The organism is Gilliamella sp. B3464 (assembly GCF_026536145.1).
Classification (GTDB): domain Bacteria; phylum Pseudomonadota; class Gammaproteobacteria; order Enterobacterales; family Orbaceae; genus Gilliamella.
Window position 1 is genome coordinate 132902 of sequence record NZ_JAFNOQ010000004.1, and the last position, 20940, is coordinate 153841.

Annotated in this window: 19 protein-coding genes and 1 tRNA gene; 11 read left to right on the plus strand and 9 right to left on the minus strand. The window is 33.9% G+C overall.

Annotated features, from left to right (window positions below; all coding sequences use genetic code 11):
* Window positions 1-496: 496 nt before the first annotated feature.
* Both lptG and lptF read right to left on the minus strand, forming a co-directional pair.
* Entirely contained in the window at window positions 497-1561 is a 1065-nt protein-coding gene (gene lptG / locus J3U57_RS05965; protein WP_267344318.1) for an LPS export ABC transporter permease LptG, read from the minus strand.
* Window positions 1562-1573: 12 nt separating this feature from the next.
* Window positions 1574-2674 (minus strand): LPS export ABC transporter permease LptF, encoded by a 1101-nt coding sequence (lptF, locus tag J3U57_RS05970; protein ID WP_267344317.1) that lies wholly within the window; start codon window positions 2672-2674, stop codon window positions 1574-1576.
* A 138-nt stretch (window positions 2675-2812) separates the two neighbouring features.
* On the opposite strand from lptF, the gene J3U57_RS05975 reads away from it, so the two are divergent.
* The 7 genes from J3U57_RS05975 (at window position 2813) to J3U57_RS06005 (ending at window position 12463) form a co-directional block, all read left to right on the plus strand.
* Window positions 2813-4294, plus strand: a complete 1482-nt coding sequence (locus tag J3U57_RS05975) for a leucyl aminopeptidase (RefSeq protein ID WP_267344316.1) — start codon at window positions 2813-2815, stop codon at window positions 4292-4294.
* A gap of 12 nt (window positions 4295-4306) precedes the next feature.
* A complete protein-coding gene (locus tag J3U57_RS05980) occupies window positions 4307-4762 on the plus strand; it encodes a DNA polymerase III subunit chi (protein WP_065799149.1) in 456 nt (151 codons plus the stop codon).
* 459 nt (window positions 4763-5221) lie between these two features.
* A complete protein-coding gene (locus J3U57_RS05985; protein ID WP_267344315.1) occupies window positions 5222-6583 on the plus strand; it encodes a hypothetical protein in 1362 nt (453 codons plus the stop codon).
* Between the two features lie 293 nt (window positions 6584-6876).
* Window positions 6877-7719: a Rossmann-like and DUF2520 domain-containing protein gene (locus J3U57_RS05990; RefSeq protein ID WP_267332611.1), complete on the plus strand. Its 843-nt coding sequence runs from the start codon at window positions 6877-6879 to the stop codon at window positions 7717-7719.
* Complete coding sequence (gene panB / locus J3U57_RS05995; protein WP_267332612.1) at window positions 7716-8558, plus strand: 3-methyl-2-oxobutanoate hydroxymethyltransferase; 843 nt, start codon at window positions 7716-7718, stop codon at window positions 8556-8558. Before J3U57_RS05990 ends, panB begins: the two co-directional genes overlap by 4 nt.
* 18 nt (window positions 8559-8576) lie before the next feature.
* Window positions 8577-9422, plus strand: a complete 846-nt coding sequence (panC, locus tag J3U57_RS06000; RefSeq protein ID WP_267344314.1) for a pantoate--beta-alanine ligase — start codon at window positions 8577-8579, stop codon at window positions 9420-9422.
* 182 nt (window positions 9423-9604) lie between these two features.
* On the plus strand, window positions 9605-12463 hold the full coding sequence (locus J3U57_RS06005) for a valine--tRNA ligase (RefSeq protein ID WP_267344313.1): 2859 nt from the start codon (window positions 9605-9607) through the stop codon (window positions 12461-12463).
* A 51-nt stretch (window positions 12464-12514) separates the two neighbouring features.
* On the opposite strand, the gene J3U57_RS06010 is transcribed toward J3U57_RS06005, so the two are convergent.
* Window positions 12515-13186: an OmpW/AlkL family protein gene (locus J3U57_RS06010; protein ID WP_267344312.1), complete on the minus strand. Its 672-nt coding sequence runs from the start codon at window positions 13184-13186 to the stop codon at window positions 12515-12517.
* Window positions 13187-13423: 237 nt separating this feature from the next.
* On the opposite strand from J3U57_RS06010, the gene J3U57_RS06015 reads away from it, so the two are divergent.
* Together J3U57_RS06015 and J3U57_RS06020 are read left to right on the plus strand one after the other, a co-directional pair.
* Window positions 13424-13499 (plus strand) — tRNA-Lys (locus J3U57_RS06015).
* A 929-nt stretch (window positions 13500-14428) separates the two neighbouring features.
* Window positions 14429-14761 (plus strand): DMT family transporter, encoded by a 333-nt coding sequence (locus J3U57_RS06020; RefSeq protein ID WP_065634991.1) that lies wholly within the window; start codon window positions 14429-14431, stop codon window positions 14759-14761.
* 358 nt (window positions 14762-15119) lie between these two features.
* Here J3U57_RS06020 and J3U57_RS12790 read toward each other — a convergent pair whose 3' ends face one another.
* The 3 genes from J3U57_RS12790 to J3U57_RS06035 all read right to left on the minus strand — a co-directional run bounded on the left by J3U57_RS12790 (window position 15120) and on the right by J3U57_RS06035 (window position 17212).
* Complete coding sequence (locus J3U57_RS12790) at window positions 15120-15371, minus strand: hypothetical protein (protein WP_416379658.1); 252 nt, start codon at window positions 15369-15371, stop codon at window positions 15120-15122.
* Between the two features lie 1022 nt (window positions 15372-16393).
* Window positions 16394-16828: a hypothetical protein gene (locus tag J3U57_RS06030; protein WP_267344310.1), complete on the minus strand. Its 435-nt coding sequence runs from the start codon at window positions 16826-16828 to the stop codon at window positions 16394-16396.
* Between the two features lie 255 nt (window positions 16829-17083).
* Complete coding sequence (locus tag J3U57_RS06035; protein ID WP_267344309.1) at window positions 17084-17212, minus strand: hypothetical protein; 129 nt, start codon at window positions 17210-17212, stop codon at window positions 17084-17086.
* A gap of 331 nt (window positions 17213-17543) precedes the next feature.
* Here J3U57_RS06035 and J3U57_RS06040 point away from each other — a divergent pair, with 331 nt between their 5' ends.
* Window positions 17544-18014 carry a YhcH/YjgK/YiaL family protein gene (locus tag J3U57_RS06040; RefSeq protein ID WP_267344308.1) on the plus strand — a complete coding sequence of 157 codons (471 nt, stop codon included), beginning with the start codon at window positions 17544-17546 and terminating at the stop codon, window positions 18012-18014.
* A 27-nt stretch (window positions 18015-18041) separates the two neighbouring features.
* Window positions 18042-18980: a sugar kinase gene (locus J3U57_RS06045; RefSeq protein ID WP_267344307.1), complete on the plus strand. Its 939-nt coding sequence runs from the start codon at window positions 18042-18044 to the stop codon at window positions 18978-18980.
* Window positions 18981-19084: 104 nt separating this feature from the next.
* On the opposite strand, the gene J3U57_RS06050 is transcribed toward J3U57_RS06045, so the two are convergent.
* The 3 genes from J3U57_RS06050 to J3U57_RS06060 all read right to left on the minus strand — a co-directional run bounded on the left by J3U57_RS06050 (window position 19085) and on the right by J3U57_RS06060 (window position 20939).
* On the minus strand, window positions 19085-19822 hold the full coding sequence (locus tag J3U57_RS06050; RefSeq protein WP_267344305.1) for a cyclase family protein: 738 nt from the start codon (window positions 19820-19822) through the stop codon (window positions 19085-19087).
* Window positions 19823-20066: 244 nt separating this feature from the next.
* Entirely contained in the window at window positions 20067-20429 is a 363-nt protein-coding gene (locus J3U57_RS06055; protein ID WP_267344303.1) for a Mor transcription activator family protein, read from the minus strand.
* Window positions 20430-20432: 3 nt separating this feature from the next.
* The gene (locus tag J3U57_RS06060) at window positions 20433-20939 is read right to left on the minus strand and encodes a hypothetical protein (protein WP_267344302.1); all 507 of its coding nucleotides are present in this window, start codon (window positions 20937-20939) and stop codon (window positions 20433-20435) included.
* Window position 20940: the final 1 nt, after the last annotated feature.

The window sequence follows — 20940 nt, forward strand, 5'->3', positions numbered from 1 at the left end:
ATTACGATATCTCGTTGTCTATTTAACTTTACTAGCATCATTCTATTTTGATGACTAGATTTTAAATCTTACTAAATTTTCGGTTAATACTCATGTTTAATCCATAGCGAAAGCATTTCTGTTGCAATTGTTCTGTTTTTTAAACGTGCTCACTGGTTTCGACGACACTTCAACGACATGTGTGAACCGGAAAGCTTGATATTGAAATAGAATATTCTGTTAGCTTTTTGTATAAAATATTGACTGATTTCACAATAAACGTTTTAGCGCAATGCTAATGACTTTTCGGCTTAATAATTTTTTGTTTTTACTAATTAGGTGAAAGCCATGTTATGATTTTTAGTTTTTCTTTATAACAAAGCTACATTGAGATGATTAAAATAGAGATAAAAAGCTTAATTATTTTGCCTACGTGTTTACTGAATGATGCGCAAAAATAATTTTTAAAATACTTGTTATCTCTATCATTAAGGATAAACAATATAAAAATTGCTAGCTAATTCTTACGTTTAAATAAAACATAGCTGATAATTAAAAAAACTAAACTTGTTAACATTGATCCTATCACAGGATAGATACCCATAACGATACTTGCTTGTGCAAAAAGATTATCGGCAATATAGAAGATAAATCCAAAACTTATCCCAATGATGACACGTACTCCCATCGATACGCTACGTAAAGGCCCAAAAATAAACGAAAGTGCTAATAACATCATGACTGCAACAGAAATCGGTTTAATAAGTTTTTTCCAGAAAAGTAAATCATAATATTTAGTGTCTTGACCTGAACTTTTTAAATATTGGGCGTATTGGTAAAGTCCAGAAGCAGATAGTGAATCAGGATCGAAAGCAACAATATTAAGTTTGTCTGGAGTGATGTTTGTTTTCCATGGCATCGATACCATATCATTATCGATTATTTTGTTTGGTTGGGTTAGATCATTTCTTTCAATTTGTAATAAAGTCCATTTGTTATCTTTAAATACAGCACTTTCGGCATGAGTAATTGATAATAATTTATTATTATCTACTGAATAAATATCAATATTAGAGATGGAGTTATCATTATTGACATGGCCGATAAATACATAATCGTTGCCATCTTTTGCCCACAGACCATTTTGTTGTGCCATTAATGAATTTCCATATAATTTTTCAGATCGCATATTACGAGCAGTTTGTTCACTCACGGGAGCAACCCATTCACCAATCGCCATTGTTAAAATCACTAATGGTAATGCTGTTTTCATCACGGCTAATGCTATTTTAAAACGACTAAATCCAGACGTTTCCATGACAATTAGCTCACTACGAGACGCTAATATACCTAAACCTATTAATGCACCTAGTAATGCAGCCATAGGGAAAAAAATCTCTAAATCTTTTGGTACCATTAATAAAGAATAGATACCCACAGCAAAAGCATCATAGTCAACTTTTATTTTTCTTAATTGGTCGATAAAACGTATAATGCCCGATAAGCTAATTAATAAAAATAGGCAAATACCAATTGTGCTTAAAATAGTTTTACCAATATAGCGATCTAAAATCGAAAACATCCTTTTTCTCCTTTATGATGCAATATATTTTAAACGAAGTTTACGCATAAATAAGTTATCCCAACAGTTTAAAAACAAAGCTATTATAAAATAAATTAAATTAATGATATAAAACCATAAGGCGGGATCTAATCGACCTTTACCGGCATTTGCTTTAATTGAGCTTGCTAATAGAAAATAAATCAAATACAGCAATAGGGCGGGTAAAATTTGTGCCAAGCGACCTTGCCTAGGGTTAGAAACACTTAGCGGTATAACTAAAAATGCCATAAGTGGGACAGAAATAATAAGTGTTAGTCGCCAATAAAATTCAGCTTCTGCTTTCAGCGTTTTAGTTTGGATTAAATTTGTTAAACTCAATTGTTGGACATCGGTTTTTTCATCATCAATAGAATCCAGCTCTCTGGGCTTTATAATGCCTAAATAATTATGAAAATTTGATATCCGAAAATCTTTCAACTGCGCAGTACCTTCATAACGATTGGCATCTTCTAATGTAATAATCTGGTTACCCTCATCATCATGACCGGTTTTACCTTTATTAGCAATAATAATTGAAGGTCGTTGGTTGTTCTTAGGATTGATTTGTGCAATAAATACTTTATCTAAGGCATTATTATTGACGCTGTTGATATAAATGACTGAATTACCATCTGGTGTTTGTTGGAATTGACCCGCTAAAAGCCCCGCTAAACTAGGATTAATTTTAGCATTTTCAATTAATTGATCTTGTTTAAGACTCGACCAAGGTCCAAACCAAAGGCAGTTTATTGAGGTTAATGCACAAGTCAATATACATAGAAAAAATACAACTTGATAGGTTAAATTCTTTTTTACACCACAAGCTTGCATAGCAACCATTTCACTATCAGAATACAACCGGCCAAAGGTCACTAAAATGCCAAGAAAAAGACTCAAAGGTAAAATTAAATCGGCCATATTAGAAATACCTAAAACCAGTAAAGGCATAATCAAATCACGTGGAATATTGCCTTCAATAGCACTGGATAATATTCTAATTAATTTTTGTGAAAAGAAAATTAATAACAAAATAAACAGTATTGCCCCTTGTGTTTTTAATGTTTCTTTAACTAAATATCGACGAATTATCACATTTAACCTATCTAAACGTTTCTATAAATTTGCCTATTATAATCTGATTTGTTTTGTTTAGTTATCTTTTTGTTGCTATCCCCAAATGAACCGATAAAATATTAGTAATCACAACGAATATAATATAAGAGAATCCTTATGGAAATTTTAATTAAAAATAGCCTTACTATCACAGATCAAAAATCAGAATGTTTAGTTATTGCTGTTAACGACGACAAAACTAAGTCTGCAATATTGAAAGAAGTTGATGATGCTACTAATGGTTTTATTCAGCAATTAATTAAATCAGAAGATATCAGCGGTGAACTGGGTAAAACGGCATTTTTATATTCTGGTTCAAATAATTTAAAACAAAAATTATTATTTGTTGGGTGTGGTAAATTAAAAGAGTTCGATTTAGCCCGAGCTAAAACTACAATTAAAGCCGTTATTACAACATTAATTGAAAAGAAAGTTAAAAATATTAGTTGGGACTTATTAACGATTTGCTCAGCCATTAATCACGATATCGTTAAGCAATTACCCCAAATTATTAACGATATAACTTATAATTTTGATCAATTCAAATCAAAAAAATCCCCATTACCAAGTTTAAATAAAATAACATTAGTATCCAGTGATAAAAAACAGCTTAAATCTATTACAAATTATTTAGTGCAAGGTCAAATTATTGCAGAAGCGGTTAATGCAACTAAAACAATTGCCAATATGCCATCTAATGTATGCAATGCCCAATATTTAGCTGAACAAGGTAAAAAATTGGGTAAAAAGCACACATCTTTAAACGTGTCGTGCCTAGGCGAAAAAGAGTTAGCTAAATTAAATATGAATGCTTATTTAGCGGTAGGTCGCGGTTCAGAGAACGAATCAATCATGACCATTATTGAATATAAAGGTGCCAAAGACAAAAATGCTCAACCTTATGTTTTAGTTGGTAAAGGATTAACATTTGATTCAGGTGGCATTTCAATTAAACCCGCTGCCGGTATGGACGAAATGAAGTACGACATGTGTGGTGCAGCAACTGTTTATGGGGTGATGCAAGCCGTAGCCGAGCTAGCACTACCTATTAATGTAGTTGGTGTCATGGCGGGTTGTGAAAATATGCCAGATGGTAATGCTTACCGCCCTGGGGACATTTTAACCACTATGTCAGGTATCACGGTTGAAGTGATTAATACCGATGCAGAAGGTCGTTTGGTGTTATGTGATGTACTAACCTATGTTGAAAAATATCAACCTAAAGCTGTTATCGATATTGCAACATTAACTGGGGCTTGTATTATTGCTTTAGGCCATCATTATACTGGCGTGATGGGTAATAATGAACAATTAGTTGCTCAATTAGTTACTGCATCAAATAACGCTGATGATAAAGCTTGGGCGTTGCCAATTGATGATAATTTCCAAGATCAAATTAAATCAACGTGTGCTGATATTGTGAATGCTGCTGGTCGCGATGGTGGGACGATTACTGCTGCATGTTTTTTGTCTCGATTCACTGAAAAATATCAATGGGCGCATTTAGATATAGCAGGAACCGCTTGGAAATCTGGCGCGAGTAAAGGTGCGACTGGTCGACCGGTGGCGATGTTAGTTGAATATTTAATGGCTCAGTAAATTCATTTTATTATGAAAAAAGTCATTTTCTATCTTTTACAAAACCAGACACAAGCAGATCAATCAGGTATTTTATATCATGAAAAACTTGCTTGTGAAAAAATTGTTGAAGCATATCAAAACAATCAACGTATACTTGTAACTTGTCATGATCAGATGCAAGCAGAGAGAATTGATGAGTATCTTTGGCAATTAGATACAGATAATTTTGTACCCCATAATTTAGCAGGTGAAGGCATGAAAGGCGGATCACCTGTTGAAATTTGTTGGCCGCAAAAGCGCAGTAATGGTAATCGACAAATCTTAATTAACTTGCAAGAGCAATTTCCTGATTTTTCTGCTGTTTACCATAATATTATAGATTTTGTTCCGGTTGATGAGCGATTAAAATCGCTCGCCCGAGAAAGATACAAATCTTATAAAGATGCGGGGTTTAATTTGAAAACTATCCCTGTGTTATGTGAATAAAAAATACTGAGTTAACTCGTTAAACTATATAAAAAATTGGGTAATTAACATCACTAATTCGCGTTTTGTATTGATGAAAATTTAATACTTTTTTACTATCATCTATTTGTTATTCTGTCATTTTATATAAGAAAATGACAGATGTTTATTATCTTTTTATTTTGTTTACTCTCCGTTATTTTGGTGAAGATTGATAATGATTGAAGTTAACAAATCTTAACAAATATCTCAGATTTCTTGTTGCTCAGCCATCTGCAGTTATTTATACTTTAGCAGATTATTAATCTTAATTAAAAATTAATAAAAAAAGTAAATAAAATAGAAAAGGATATGCTAATATGTTAAAATATAAGGGATTAGAGGCCAGCCAATAATTCATCAATACTTGGCAACTTTTTAAAAAATAAAAATCTATTATTATTTTTAAGTCTATTTACTTTTATCAATCACACTTCGGCTTTGTCAGCACAATCGGTTAATGCAATTAAAGGTAATGCCCCTTATATATCATTCAACGGCTTAACCAAAGCAACTGATATTACCCCTCTTTTAAGAATAATATTGCCCGATGGCACAAAAGTCGCACCTGATAATGATGTTTCAACCTCCTCAAATCCTATTCAGCTTGTCACAGGTAAAGCAAAGTTTTCTGATATTAAAACGTTTGTTTCACCTCCTAATGAAAACTCAAGTTATCCACAACAGTCATTAACACAGATTATTACTGCATCGAATTACTGGGGGGACAGAGATGGTGATGGTCAACCAGCGGTTACTGGGAATATAGCGTTAAATTGGTATGATTATGAGGGAAATAACATAACTGATTTTGTAAAAAGTAATTTCAATAGTGAATTAGAAGGCTGTAATGCACCTTACCAATTGACGCTATCTACACCCGTAGTTGGGTTTATATCAACACAATATGGCATACCAAATACTAGTATGTTTCAAGGTGGAAGTAAAAGTTATTATCTTTATCCGAACGTTGATTCACTTGCAAAATTTTGCTATGCAAAACCCAATTTAGCGAGCGAAGAAGATGTTGGAGATAATTGGAAGTATGGAAAAGGATTTTATTCTTATGATCTTAACAATCCACAAAATAACTTTCCAACAACGGGATCAAATAATTTATTTTTTGATTTGAAAGTTGCTGGATTATCTGCTGATGAACTAATAAATATCAATGGGAGTAGCGTTGGACAAGTGTCTGGTAGTGGTGTGAGTTTAAGTTTGAGTAATTATGGCGGTTTATTGCGTGTAACCCTAAAAGGTCTATCTTTATCGAGTAATGGTGGCGTATTTACACCTTTCACATTTAGATTATATGCGAATAGAGATAAATCTATCGTTTTTTATACATTTACGATATCGCGCTGGTATATTGGTATTCCTGGTGCCTCAGGGGGGTATTTGAATTCAGAAAATAGATGTAACTCATTAAATGGAGGTTACCGATTACCAGGGGTTTTGGATTTCACCAATTCGAATCGAGTAACCGATGGAAGTGGTAATAATATTAATTGGAATAATGGCGTACCGGGTGTGAAAGAAGTAGATCGACGATTAATTAGTTACCGAAATAGTAGTGGACAGTGGATGGGTAAATTATTTTCTGAATGGGGAAGTGTAACGAATGATTATTATGTCGGTAGTGATTGGGATAATTATCATGATCCCTATTTTGGAGGTGCTTATTATTGGACATCGGATTTAAGAAGTGATCAAAATCATTATGTTGTGGATGCAAGAAATGGCGTTATAGGTAATCGAGGTGATGAAGAGCCTAATTATTTAACAGGATGCGTCACGCCGTAATTATTTTTTATTTAAATTGTATAATTAGCTTAAAATAAATGCTCTATTTATAAAGTTATAATGGCAAACCTAATATCGTTTTACGATATTAGGTTTGCCAATTTTTTTCGCTTAAAAAATAACCTAAATTAGTGGTTTTATTTGACAAAATATCAAAGAATAACTAGCAACTCAATGCCATATCATTCAATTAGATAGTGATTGAAATTTTATTAGAGTCGATTATATCAATCGCATTGAATATTAAGGCGATTCAGTTATAATGCAGATCATTTTAAAATTGATGTATTTATATGATTATTGGTTTTATTGGAGCAGGTAAAGTTGGGTGCACACTAGCGAAATATTTTAGTTTATCTGGTTTGCAAGTTGCAGGCTTTTATAGCCGAACTTATGAACATGCCAAACAAGCAAGTGATTTTACTCAATCTTATGCCTATTCATCTTTAGCTGATTTAGTGAATGATTGCGATTGTTTATTGGTGACAGTAGCTGATGGTCAAATTGCTTCTGTTTGGCATGATTTATGTCAATTACCTATTACCAATAAATGGATTGGCCATTGTAGTGGCTTATTGACATCACACATATTTCAGCAAAATAAAGTTGTGCATCCATTTGCTTTTTCATTACACCCTTTATACGCTATTTATGATAAGTTCGATTGCTATAATGCTATGTCGGACGTCTCTTTTACACTCGAAGCAAATAAAGCTATTATCGACCAATTACAACGTTTTTTAGCGCTATTACCTAATCGCTTGGCAATTCTTTCAGCAAATAAAAAGCCACTATATCATGCTGCTTGTGTCATGCTAAGTAATCAAGTGCTAGCTCTGGTACAAATAGGTGTAGATTTACTTAATCAATGTGGATTAGATAAAGAGTTTAGTGAACAAGCTTGGCATCCTCTATTTCTTGGTAATGCTAACAACATTTGTAAAGCGGGTGTCATTGATGCATTAACTGGACCTGTAGAGCGTAACGATATTGAAACCATTAAGCAACATATGATGGCAATGCCAAATGAGCTCAAACCAATTTATCAACAATTATCGACTATTTTGCTTAATATTAGTCGACAAAAACATCCCAATAAGGACTATCGACAATTAGAATTGGAGTTGTTACCTTGAAAAATACTATCCTTACTTTACAAAAATATAAACAAAATAAACAAAAAATTACGATGTTGACAGCTTATGACTATACTACCGCAAAACTAATGGATGAAAGTGGTGTTGATTGTCTGTTAGTTGGAGACTCCTTAGGCATGGTTATGCTTGGATATGATAGCACTGTATCGGTCACCATGGAGGATATGATTCATCATTCAAAAGCTGTTGCTAGAGCGGCTAAAACGGCTTTAGTTGTAACCGATTTACCGTTTATGTCTTACCATGCTTCTGTTTATGATGCAGTGTATAATGCTGGTCGATTGATTCAAGAAGGCAATGCTCAAGCCGTTAAACTTGAAGGTGGGCAGGCTTTTTGCGAACATATCAAAATGATAGCGCAAGCTTCTATACCGGTTATTGCTCATATTGGCTTAATGCCACAATCAGTATTAGCATTGGGTGGTTACAAAGTACAAGGTAAAAATTACCAAGCAGCGAAAGCGATTATTTTAGATGCTTTAGCTGTTGAACAGGCAGGTGCTGCGGCAATTTTACTCGAATGTGTACCTGCCGATTTAGCTAAATTCATAACTGAACTTGTTAGCGTTCCTACTATTGGGATTGGTGCAGGTCATGGTTGTGATGGGCAAGTTTTAGTCTATCAAGATATGTTATCTATGTATGATGGTGTATCGTCCAAATTTGTTAAATCTTTTGCCCCAATGGGGGACCAAATGAAACAGGCATTTGCGGATTATTGCCAAGAAGTTAAACAGCAACAATTCCCTGCACCTATTCATGAGTTTGCTATTGATGATGAGATCATGACTAAACTCAAATCTGAATTTTCAAACTAGCTTGGAAGAATAATAAACATGAAAGTTATAACCACTATCGATGAAGTCCGCGATCAGGTTAAAGCTTGGCGTAACAATGGCGAAAGTATTGGTTTAGTGCCGACCATGGGATATCTGCATGAAGGTCATCAAAGCTTAATGGCTAGCGCTAAAAAAGATAATCAAAGAGTGATTGTTACAATATTCGTTAATCCAATGCAGTTTGGTCCTAAAGAGGACCTAGCTAGCTATCCGCGTGATTTAGAAAGAGATAAAAAAGCCTGTCAGCAAATGGGCGTTGATTTGATTTTTTGTCCGTCCGCCGATGAAATGTATGACGCGAATTTCAATAGCTATGTCAATGTTAATGGTTTAACTGATGCGCTTTGTGGAAAAAAGCGACCGGGACATTTTAAAGGTGTTTGTACGGTTGTCACCAAACTATTTAATATTACTCAACCTGATCGCGCCTATTTTGGACAAAAAGATGCGCAACAATTAGCCGTCATTCAACGAATGGTTCAAGATTTCAATATTCCCATCGAAATTATTGGTTGTCCGATTGTGCGTGAAAGTGATGGATTGGCTAAGAGTTCGCGCAATAGCTATTTGTCTGATAATGAGCGCAAAGCAGCCGTTTGTCTTTATCAATCGATAGAACTTGCTAATACTATGATCGCTCAAGGGGAAAGATCAGTAGCGACCATTCTTAGCGCGATGCAATTACTTATTGAACAACAGTCACTTGCTAAAATTGATTATATTGAATTTGTCGATCTTAGTTCATTAAAACCCGTATCGCAGTTAACACAAGATACACTATGCGCTTTAGCGGTTTATATTGGTAAAACTCGATTGATCGATAATTTTATTTATCATCATTAACAATCAATTTATTAATATAAAAGATCGCTTATCGACCGGCGATCTTTTTTTTAACATATTCTACCCGTCTCGGAAAATCGATTTAATCAACGACTTTATTCGTATAGCAATTTATTGTTATGTCTTTTTACTGTAGAATAATAGCCATTTTTATGCCTTGAATTAGGATTGATGCCTTTATTATGAAAAATACGACTTATAATCCACAAGAAATCGAACAACCTATCTATCAACATTGGGAAGAAAGTGGTTACTTTAAGCCTAATGGTGACAAATCTCAGCCTAGCTATTGCATTGCTATTCCACCACCAAACGTAACTGGTAGTTTGCATATGGGACATGCATTTCAACAGACCATTATGGATGCACTAATTCGCTATCACCGTATGCAAGGTAATAACACGCTTTGGCAATCAGGTACTGACCATGCAGGTATTGCTACCCAAATGGTGGTAGAACGTAAAATTGCCGCTGAAGAAAATAAAACTCGCCATGATTATGGTCGAGATGCCTTTATCGAAAAAATTTGGCAATGGAAAGCCGAATCAGGTGGTAGCATTACTAAACAGATGCGACGTTTAGGGGATTCGGTTGATTGGGATCGTGAACGTTTTACGATGGATGAAGGCCTTTCTAATGCTGTTAAAGAGGTTTTTGTAAGACTTTATCAAGAAGATTTGATTTATCGCGGTAAACGCTTAGTAAATTGGGACCCAAAATTACGCACGGCAATTTCAGATCTTGAAGTTGAAAATCGTGAAGTTAAAGGTTCAATGTGGCATTTGCGCTACCCATTAGCGGATGGTGCAAAAACGGCAGATGGTAAAGATTATCTTGTTGTCGCAACCACTCGTCCTGAAACACTATTTGGTGATACTGGGGTGGCGGTTAATCCTGAAGATCCTCGTTATAAAGATCTTATTGGTAAATTTGTTATATTACCTTTTGTCAATCGTCGTATTCCTATTGTTGGGGATGAACATGCGGATATGACAAAAGGTACGGGTTGTGTAAAAATTACGCCTGCTCATGACTTTAATGACTATGAAGTAGGGCGTCGTCATCAACTACCGATGATTAATATCTTTACCTTTGATGGTGAGATTCGTACGCAAGCAGAAGTATTTGATACTAATGGTGAGTCAAGCACCGCTTACTCAACTGATATTCCGACACAATTCCAAAATTTAGAACGCTTTGCCGCACGTAAATTAGTTGTTGCAGAGTGTGAAGTTCAAGGTATTTTAGAAAAAATTGAACCACATGATCTGACCATTCCTTACGGCGATCGTGGTGGCGTGGTCATTGAACCAATGTTAACCGATCAGTGGTATGTTCGCGCTAAAGTCTTAGCTGAACCAGCAATAGCTGCTGTAAAAAATGGCGATATTCAATTTGTACCTAAACAGTACGAAAACATGTATTTTTCATGGATGAATGACATCCAAGATTGGTGTATTTCGCGCCAATTATGGTGGGGACACCGAATTCCGGCTTGGTATGATAATCAAGGTAATGTCTATGTTGGTCGTGACGAAGCTGAAGTTCGCCGTGAAAACGGTCTATCTGCTGATATCGAGTTATCACAAGATGATGATGTACTTGATACTTGGTTCTCATCAGCGCTGTGGACATTCTCAACCTTAGGTTGGCCAGAAAAGACCGATGATTTAGCGACTTTCCATCCAACTAATGTTCTTGTAACTGGTTTTGATATTATCTTCTTCTGGGTCGCAAGAATGATTATGATGACGATGCATTTCATCAAAGATGAACATGGCAAACCTCAAGTACCTTTTAAAACAGTTTATGTAACTGGCTTGATTCGTGATGAAGAAGGGCAGAAAATGTCAAAATCTAAAGGGAATGTTATTGATCCTTTAGATATGATTGATGGAATATCACTTGCCGATTTATTAGAAAAACGTACTGGTAACATGATGCAACCACAGCTTGCTGAAAAAATTGCCAAACGTACTGAAAAACAGTTCCCTAATGGCATTGAAGCCCACGGTACCGATGCATTACGTTTTACTTTAGCGGCACTGGCGTCCACTGGTCGTGATATTAATTGGGATCTAAAACGTTTAGAAGGTTATCGTAATTTCTGTAATAAACTATGGAATGCTAGCCGTTATGTATTAATGAACACTCAAGATCACGATTGTGGATTTAAAGGTGGTGATTTAGAGTATTCATTAGCGGATAAATGGATCTTAGCGGAGTTTAATCAAACGGTGAAAACATACCGCGAAGCATTTGATACTTATCGTTTCGATTTAGCGGCTAATATCTTATATGAATTTACTTGGAATCAGTTCTGTGACTGGTATTTGGAGTTAACCAAATCAGTATTAGCTAATGGCGAGCAAAATCAACAACGAGCAGCTCGTCATACGTTAGTAACAGTCCTTGAAGCACTCTTGCGTTTGGCTCATCCAATCATTCCATTTATAACTGAGGCTATTTGGCAAAGTGTAAAACCATTAATGGCCATCAAAGCAGATACTATTATGTTACAACCAATGCCTGCCTTTGATAGCAAATTAGCTGATAATGAAGCAGTTGCTGATATCAATTGGATTAAAGATGCCGTTATCGCTGTTCGCAATATTCGTGCTGAAATGAATATTGCACCAAGCAAACCGTTACAATTATTGATTAGAAAAGCATCGCCGACTGTGCATCGCATTATTAGTGACAATGTCACATTTATTGAGTCTTTAGCAAGATTATCCGAAATTGTCTTGTTAGATGAAGGTGAGGCAGGGCCATTATCGGTAACCAAATTGGTTGATGGTGCAGAGTTACTTATTCCAATGGCTGGTTTGATCAATAAAGATGATGAGCTAGCTCGTCTTGAAAAAGAAATAGCTCGCATTGAAGGCGAAATTGCACGTATTGATAACAAGCTTTCCAATGCCAGCTTTGTTGATAAAGCACCAGCAGCTGTAGTGGCTAAAGAGAAAGAAAAACAACAAGGCTATGTGGCTGACAAAGCTAAATTACAAGAGCAGTATGAAGCAATAAAAAGTCTTTAGTTTGAAAAAAAAACTCTCGTTGTTACGAGAGTTTTTTTAGACCTGATAATATTAGAATTTATAACCAACACCAATCATGGCAACCCATGGATCAAGTTTATACTTGGCCGTTACTTTGGTATCACCTAAATGAGTTTTAGCTTTAGTTTCAATATCGATATAACGTAATTGAGCATTGATAAGCCAATTTTCAGTAATGTTATAATCAGCACCAACTTGCGCAGCTAATCCCCAAGAGCTATCCAAATCTAAACCATGAAAACCTGCATTTTTAGCATCGCCACTCAGTTTTTCATCAAAGAAGAAAGTATAGTTAACGCCTAATCCCACATAAGGTTGGAACTCATAGCTACTATCAAGTGGGTAAAATACAGCACTTAATGTTGGTGGTAAATGCTTAATTTTACCAAGATGAGCACCCGCTAAACCAGTAGAGTTGCCCCCTCCAAGTTTTACACGATGACTAAATGGGGTTGCGGCGAGTAGTTCAATACCAAGATTATCAGTCACCATATACTGAAAGTTTAAACCGAGCTGTGTGTCCTTATCTGCCTTAGCCTTTAAATCACTTTTGGCTCCGCCTACTTTAACATGATCACTTGAATCTTTTGGGTGAACGTAAACAGGACCACCACGGACGATGATTTCATTTGCATGATGTGCATAAGCCATAGAACTTGCTAAACCCATTGACATGAGCATTGCAATAGAAGATATTTTCATTTTTGCCTCCTCGTTTTACTTCTAATCCATAATTTATAAATATGCAAAAAATGGAATTTTATTTAATGTTTTTCAGATTTTATGTCTAAAATTATTTTATTAGTATAACTCTTTTAATATTAAAAAAATATCATAATAAATTTGATAATTCTGCAATTTAGTTCACATTTTAAAAAAATGCCAATCATAATTTGCATTGTTTATTAAGTTTATATACAATAGCTCCAATTCTTTCGTGGGTTGTTAGCTCAGTCGGTAGAGCAGTTGACTCTTAATCAATTGGTCGCGGGTTCGATCCCCTCACAACCCACCATTTACCAGCGTCATCCAAAACGATGATAACGCTTCTTAAAAAATAATTATTGATTTATTAAGACGTTACATATACTCTTTCTCCTTTATAAAGTTGAATCATAGATTTCTGATGATTCTCAATGGCACGTTATAATCATTTAAGTATATAAATTTCAGATGTTTTCACTCACTACAGGTCAAGCAATTCTAATTCTTGTAATAGCTGCACCGTTTTGTTTTTGGTATATCTATTTACCGATTCTTCTCATAGGTATTTTTCTGCTCTGTTTCAATAGAAAGAAGCGGGAAAATCAGGAAAATAAATTTTATTACAAGGTTGGTAAATTATTAATCGGCTTTATCATTGTTAGCATAATTTTTTCATTATTAAGTTTTTTGTGTTTGCTTAGTAGCTGAACCTTTTTTGAGATAATGCTGTAAGATGATAGTATTGAATGCTAATTGAAGTACAGGTATTTAATTGAACTATTTGTTCTATGTATGAGATTAAATAGACTACCAAAATCTTTTAGTTGGCTATTTGTATTTTATCAAAAATTATGAGCAATTGTCGTGCTGATTAACATATTAAATAGTTTAGCTTGATTATAAAAAGTCCTGAATCAACTGTATAAATCAATGAAAATTGATAATTACATTAAGCTACTCATCACTCGAAAAGTAATATACTAAAATGTAATCCGCTTTCTTTTAACTTTTTACTTTATTATTGAGGAGTGATATATTACATCAAGGTGTTGGGTGGATGATAAACATTGTATGTTTAATCGGTATTTTTTAAATAGCTCTTTTCTGATCCCCTTATACCACAGCATTTATTCTATTTTTTCCTGAATTGTGTGATTATTGAGTTTTTATTGATCATTTTTACACTAAGATTTGTGGTGAGTCTTCATTTTTTATTTCAACCAACTTATGAGTCATAATATGAATTCATATCTATTACTTTTTATTGCGATTATTTGTGAAGTGATTGCAACTTCTTCGTTAAAACTTTCTAACGGCTTTACGCATTTGTTGTATTCAATAATTACCATTATTGGTTATAGTGCGTCGTTTTATGTTCTTTCATTGGCCTTAAAAACCATTCCTGTCGGTATCGCTTATGCAATTTGGTCTGGAATTGGGATTGTGTTTATTAGTTTAATTGCCTGGATATTTATGAAACAAACATTAGATCTTGCCGCTTTAATTGGTATGGGATTTATTATGTTTGGTGTGGTCATTATTAATCTTTTTTCAAAAGTTGCAGCGCATTGATGGAAAAAAGTTGCTGGTTGACCACTGAGTCACCAGCAAAAATTCATTGATTAAATAGGATAAAACGATGAAATAAGATTCGATGACAAGTTTTATTCTGGTTTAATGAGATCTTTGATAAACATCACGTGATATTCTATTTTGTTACCTTTGCTAAAAACACTGATTTTTCATTCTGAAAATAGTTATTTCAATGATTTTATACTTAACCGTCTTGTATCTAAATGGCTATTTAGTTGCAAGTTGTCATGATTCATAGCGTTAAGTGCCTTTTTAGATAAATTATCTTTGCCAATTCTTTTTCTTTTTAAAACGTTTTCGGGTTAAGCTAGCAAAGGCATAATGATTTTACCTAATTTCATTTTTTAGGCTGCATGTTTTGGGCGATTAACTGCTTTAATCGTCTGATTTCGTTAATTAACTCAGGTATATCTTGTCTTGCATGGGCGATAAAGTCTTGATCGTTATTTGTTGCACCAATTAGTTCAATATCCTCACCACGCTCGTGTTCATTCCCCGTCATAATAAAATTGCTACCACTGCTATGATCACGACCTTCCACGTACGATTGCCATGGACCAGGTGCTGCACTATCACATCGGTTTTGAATTAGGTTTAATTCATCGTCCGATAGGCGGTTAGATTGATTGATTATCTGTTTGGTAAAATCATTATAAATTTGAACAATTTCAATTCTATTACTCGTTTTACAGCGATTCATTAACCGATTGGTTAAATCTGGAAAATCTAAAATAGCCAATAGCTGCACCATTTTGCGGTAGATAATTTGATCATGATCATCAATATAATCATTTAATAGATTGATTATTTGCTGATTAATATAGGGATTGCTTTTCAGCTTTAGTAAAATGTCTTGTGCAAGAATACAGTTATCATTCTTATTATCTAATGCGATAGCAATAATGCTTGGTAGTAAATGGCTTAGCTGTTCATCCTTTAATTTACCCTCACCGATTAATCTTAATGCGACAACTTGTTGCGATGATAAATTCAGGGCGATTTGAAGCTGCATTAAAAAATCTGGACATTGCCAAAAATTGTTCTTAGCGGTTAACAGATCTTGTTCTGCCTGATTTAACGCAAGCCACTCTTTAGCATTAATAAGATATGTTTGTTGTAATTCTCTTATTTTTGGGGTTAAAGCAAAGCAATTATCTAAAGGTTGATTTGTTGCCGCCCAATAATGAATTAGCTGCCAATGTAGTTGATAATGGCTATAGAGTACCTTCAATAATTGAAAAATTATAGGATTGTTTTGGTTAGGATTTTCAGATAATAAATCATTGCATATGTTAAGACACAAATTCATGAGTATCTGTTTTTGTACCGTTGAGTAATTATTATTAAGATAAACGTATAAATATTTCGCTAACCACTCAGACGTTCGATATTTAATTGGGACTTCATATTTCCAGTCTTGACTAAAGGTATCAATAAAGGGGAAATCTAAGTCTTGGCATAATTTAGCTAATTCACTCATTTTTTATTCTTTTATAGAATGATTGTTATTTCATTATAACCAATTGTTTTACAATTGAAATATTATATATTCTGTTTATTTTTTTGATAAATAATTGAGCACCCCTAGATCAAATAAAGGTAATTTGTAATTTATTTTATTAATTTAAGATTGACCGGATTAGCCAGTTCGATAATCAATTGAAAATTGGCGCTTGATTCAACCATAATTGATTGGTCAGTTAATGATAATACTTTGATAAAAGGATTCGATTTTTCAAAATATATCACCCAAATTAAATCCTGATTAGCCGATAGATAGGCAATAAAACCTTCTGAACCATAACTTCCTTCTCCTATAATGCATTGATCACCATTAGCAAGGAAGATTTTATCGAAAATATCAATATTGGTTAAATTATCGGCGTCGTTATTTAAAATAACATCAAGGTCAAATTGTTCACCTATCTGAATTGATAATTGCGGAAAAAATACCGCATTGAGCGCAATAGATTGACCACTGGCAAAATAAATACCGTCTTTAATTGGCAATTGTTGCTTGTGCCATAATTCCACTATTTTAGTCATAAAATCATCCTTTTCTATCTATCTAGCAGCTTGGCTTAGAGCGAGTTCAAAGACAAAATTGATAAGCTCTCGCCCATTTGTAGCGATTTTTAAGCAAGCCTATTTTTACTTAGTAAATATTATTGACCTTGATTCTCAAATGTTAAATAACCGCAACATACAAAGCGCTATAAAATATCTTCATTATCTATAATCATAAAAGATTAATGATATAAAGTGTTGGCAGATTATTGCAAATATTGATGACGATAGCTTTTAAGTAGAAGATAAATCAAGTAATTGCGTATCAATGTGATAAATACTCAATCGAGTTAAAATTTGATTATCGCTATCCAGATAACCAATAGATAAAATATCGGTAATCTTTCGCTCTAAATATTTCATTATATCGATCGCTAACAGCATTAAGTCCAGTTTTGATTAATTGTCTGAATTAGATAAATGATATTATTTTAAACTTGAATTTTAATCATCATAACGAGTTATTTTTGGAAATGATAATTTCATTCACTTTCCTTGTGTAATTACCGAAAAATATATCAAGTTATTAAAAACATAAAAGAGAGTAAAAAAGTTATTCATAATACCCCTACAAAAATAGGTGACTTAAGTATATACTCATAAAAATTTAAGTCGCTATTCTATCCGATGCCATTATTCCAAATAATGAAAGTATCTGGTATTGTGCCAATTTCTCAGTTAAGGATCATTGAGTATGATTTTAGGTAATATTAATCATTTAGGGTTAGTCCCTTATTTACCCGCCAAAATAAAACAATCCATTGAATATGTAAAAGACAATGTTAATAGCAATACCCCTGTTGGTCGTTATGATATTGACGGTGATAATATGTTTTTTATGGTGTCTGATAATTCATCAAGATATATTCATGAAGCAAAGCCTGAATACCATAAAAAATATATTGATGTGCAAATTGTTTTAGCGGGTCAAGAAGGGATGGCTATTTCTACTTTACCTCCTTATACTCAAATTTTAGATGATAAAATCGCTGAAAATGATATTGCTTTTATCGAGACGCCAAAAGAAGAAACCATGTTAATATTACAACCGAACGATTTTATTGTTTTTTTACCTAATGAAGTGCATAAACCGCTTTGTGCTGTCGATAATAAGATTGCAACGGTTCGAAAAGTTGTGGTAAAAATCGCATTGGATTATTTATAAATAGAAGTAAGGATTTTAGGTAGCACTATGACAACAAAAATCGCTGTTATTGGCGAATGTATGATTGAACTTTCGATAAAACAAGATTCAACAACCCGCAGCTTTGGAGGCGATACACTTAATACGTCGGTTTATTTATCTCGTTTATTAAAAAATAAAGATTTTTCGATTCACTATGTGACTGGATTAGGAACTGATCCTTTCAGTCAAGAAATGCTTGATAGCTGGCAAAAAGAGCAGATCCAAACCGATCTTGTGCAAAAAATGTCTGATAAAATGCCTGGGCTTTATTCGATTGTGACCGATGAACATGGCGAACGCTCATTTTATTATTGGCGTAATGATGCAGCGGCTAAGTTTTGGTTAAAGACGACTCAAACTGAAAGTATCACCCAGCAAATAGCTCACTATGAATATGTTTATTTGAGTGGCATTAGTATCGCCATATTAGATGCTGAAAGTATTCTGAAATTATTGGATTTATTAAAACGCGTTAAAGCCAATGGTGGTAAAGTGATTTTTGATAATAACTTCCGTCCGCGCTTATGGCGTAGTCTTGATTTAGCGCGTAGCGTATATGCCGATATTCTATCTTACACCGATATTGCATTTTTAACGCTAGATGACGAAGATCTATTATGGGGCAAACTACCATATGAACAAGTCATTGACCGTACTAAAAACTTTGGTGTGACAGAAATTGTGATTAAACGTGGTAGCGATAGTTGTATTATCGAATCAGCCGAAGGACGTTTTGATGTACCTGCTAATAAAATAGCCAAAGAAAAAGTGATTGATACGACAGCTGCAGGCGACTCATTTAGTGCCGGTTACCTGGGTGCACGTTTAAGTGGGCAAAATCCTGCGCAATCAGCATTGCAAGGGCACCTTGTTGCCGGCACTGTTATTCAGTATCGTGGGGCTATTATTCCTTTGGATGCTACGCCGACATTAATTGAAAATTAGCCAATAAAACGGTCAATAATGACCGTTTTTTATACCACAATAACGTAAATTAATATATTAGTTATAAAATATTAAATGCTAATTTTTAGGGTTAAATAAATAGATTAGGGCAATATTGCAAAAGAACGTACCGGAAAACCTGAGGCATTATTGGGTTTGGCTACGATATTAAAAATAACTGCTCCTTTGGTTGGCAATTGATCTAAATTGGTCATTAACTCAACTTGATAAGTATCTTGCTCTAAAACATAGTATTCACCCTTTAACGCATTATTTTCTCGAAATGCTTTCGCAGAGTCAGTATCAAACGTTTCGTGACCAATAGCTTTAATTTTACGCTCTTCAAATAAAAATTTTAATGCATCAATTCCCCAGCCTGGAATTTGATTGTTTCCTTCTATATCTTTATTTTCCATTGCTGATTGTGAAGGCCATTTCTTACTCCAGTCTGTTCGCAGTGCGACAAAACTACCCGCTTCAATTTGTCCGTGTTGTTTTTCAAAAGCTAAAACATCATCTTTAGAAAAAGAAAAGTTGGGATCTTGTTCTGCGCGTTTAGATTGATCGATTACGATTAATGGTAATACTAATTCTTGTAATTCAAGTTCATGCAAATACCGAGTATTAGGAACAAAATGAATTGGTGCATCTAAGTGGGTACCATATTGACCAGCGAAACTAAAATTCTGTGCTAAAAAGCCGTCGCTATGATCGAACAGCGTTTTTATTTCAGCAGGTTTAAACATAAAAAAATGGGGAGAATTGTGATCGAATGCATGAGTTAAATCTACCCATTTTTTCGATTTTAATAAATTTAATGCTTGCAAGACTTCGTTATTCAAAATAGCTCCTTTTTTTAAAAAAATGTATGATTGGTTTATTGTAAGGTGAGTAAATTCTCTAAACTAATAATTTTCAGTTATAAAAATATAATTTTTATGAAATAGAACATGATAAATAATAACAGAATGATGAGATAAATGGGATATAACAAAATAAACAGGGAAATAATGAAATTGTTTTTTGAAAAAATGTTACTAAATATGAAATAAAAAACTACCTAAAAAATTTTGCTCTAAAAATTGATTAGGCATCGTTGAAATTAAATAAGGTTGGTTGTTTTTCTTTTATCATTCGTTTATGAACTCGGTCAATTACTTTCCTGATACCCCGTTCCGTCATATTATATTTTTGGCTTAGTTCTGCATAGTTGTTACCTTTAAATGCATCATAGATTTGTAGATCACGTTGGTTAAGTTTGAAGATATAATCACGCGGAAACGTGAAGTTTTGACCTCCAAAAAGTTCTGAAATTGTATTTGCAATATTATCACCGAGTTGTGCTGCAATATCTTCAGGTAAACCGTAATCCATCGCATCGTTAGCTACAGATAATGATACGTGTGTGAGTAATTCATGACGTTTAATTGACATTGCAGACTTAGTCATAATTTACGCTCCTGTTTTCTTCTTATACCAATCTAGTGCGCCTGGTATATTTTTTTCTAACTTACTAAAATCAACGCCTGTTCTGTACATCTGCTCAAAATATTCTTCGTTACTACTACGAATAGGTTTGTCTTCTTCTTTATGCTCAATGTATGCAAATAAATGCTTAGTAGAATCATAAACTGACTTTAGATAATTATGATTTTTGAATGGTTTGTATTCACCCAGTGCACGTTTAGCATGAATATTATTAACGGTTTCTCTTAATGCATGTGCCAGATGCCTACTTGGTTGAAAATGTTGTAGCACTTCGTTTATCAAATTTACTGCTCGTGTGTTACTTAAATTTGATTTTTTTGTACGAAATAAACCAATATATGCGATCATAGGTTTAGCGCAGCCATAACTTAAATTACTTACCAATCTTAGTAGTTCTCTGCCAGAATCATCCTCCATCAATGCTTCTAAATTAATTTCGTTATGACAAATAGGGCAACGTGTTAGCTTCATT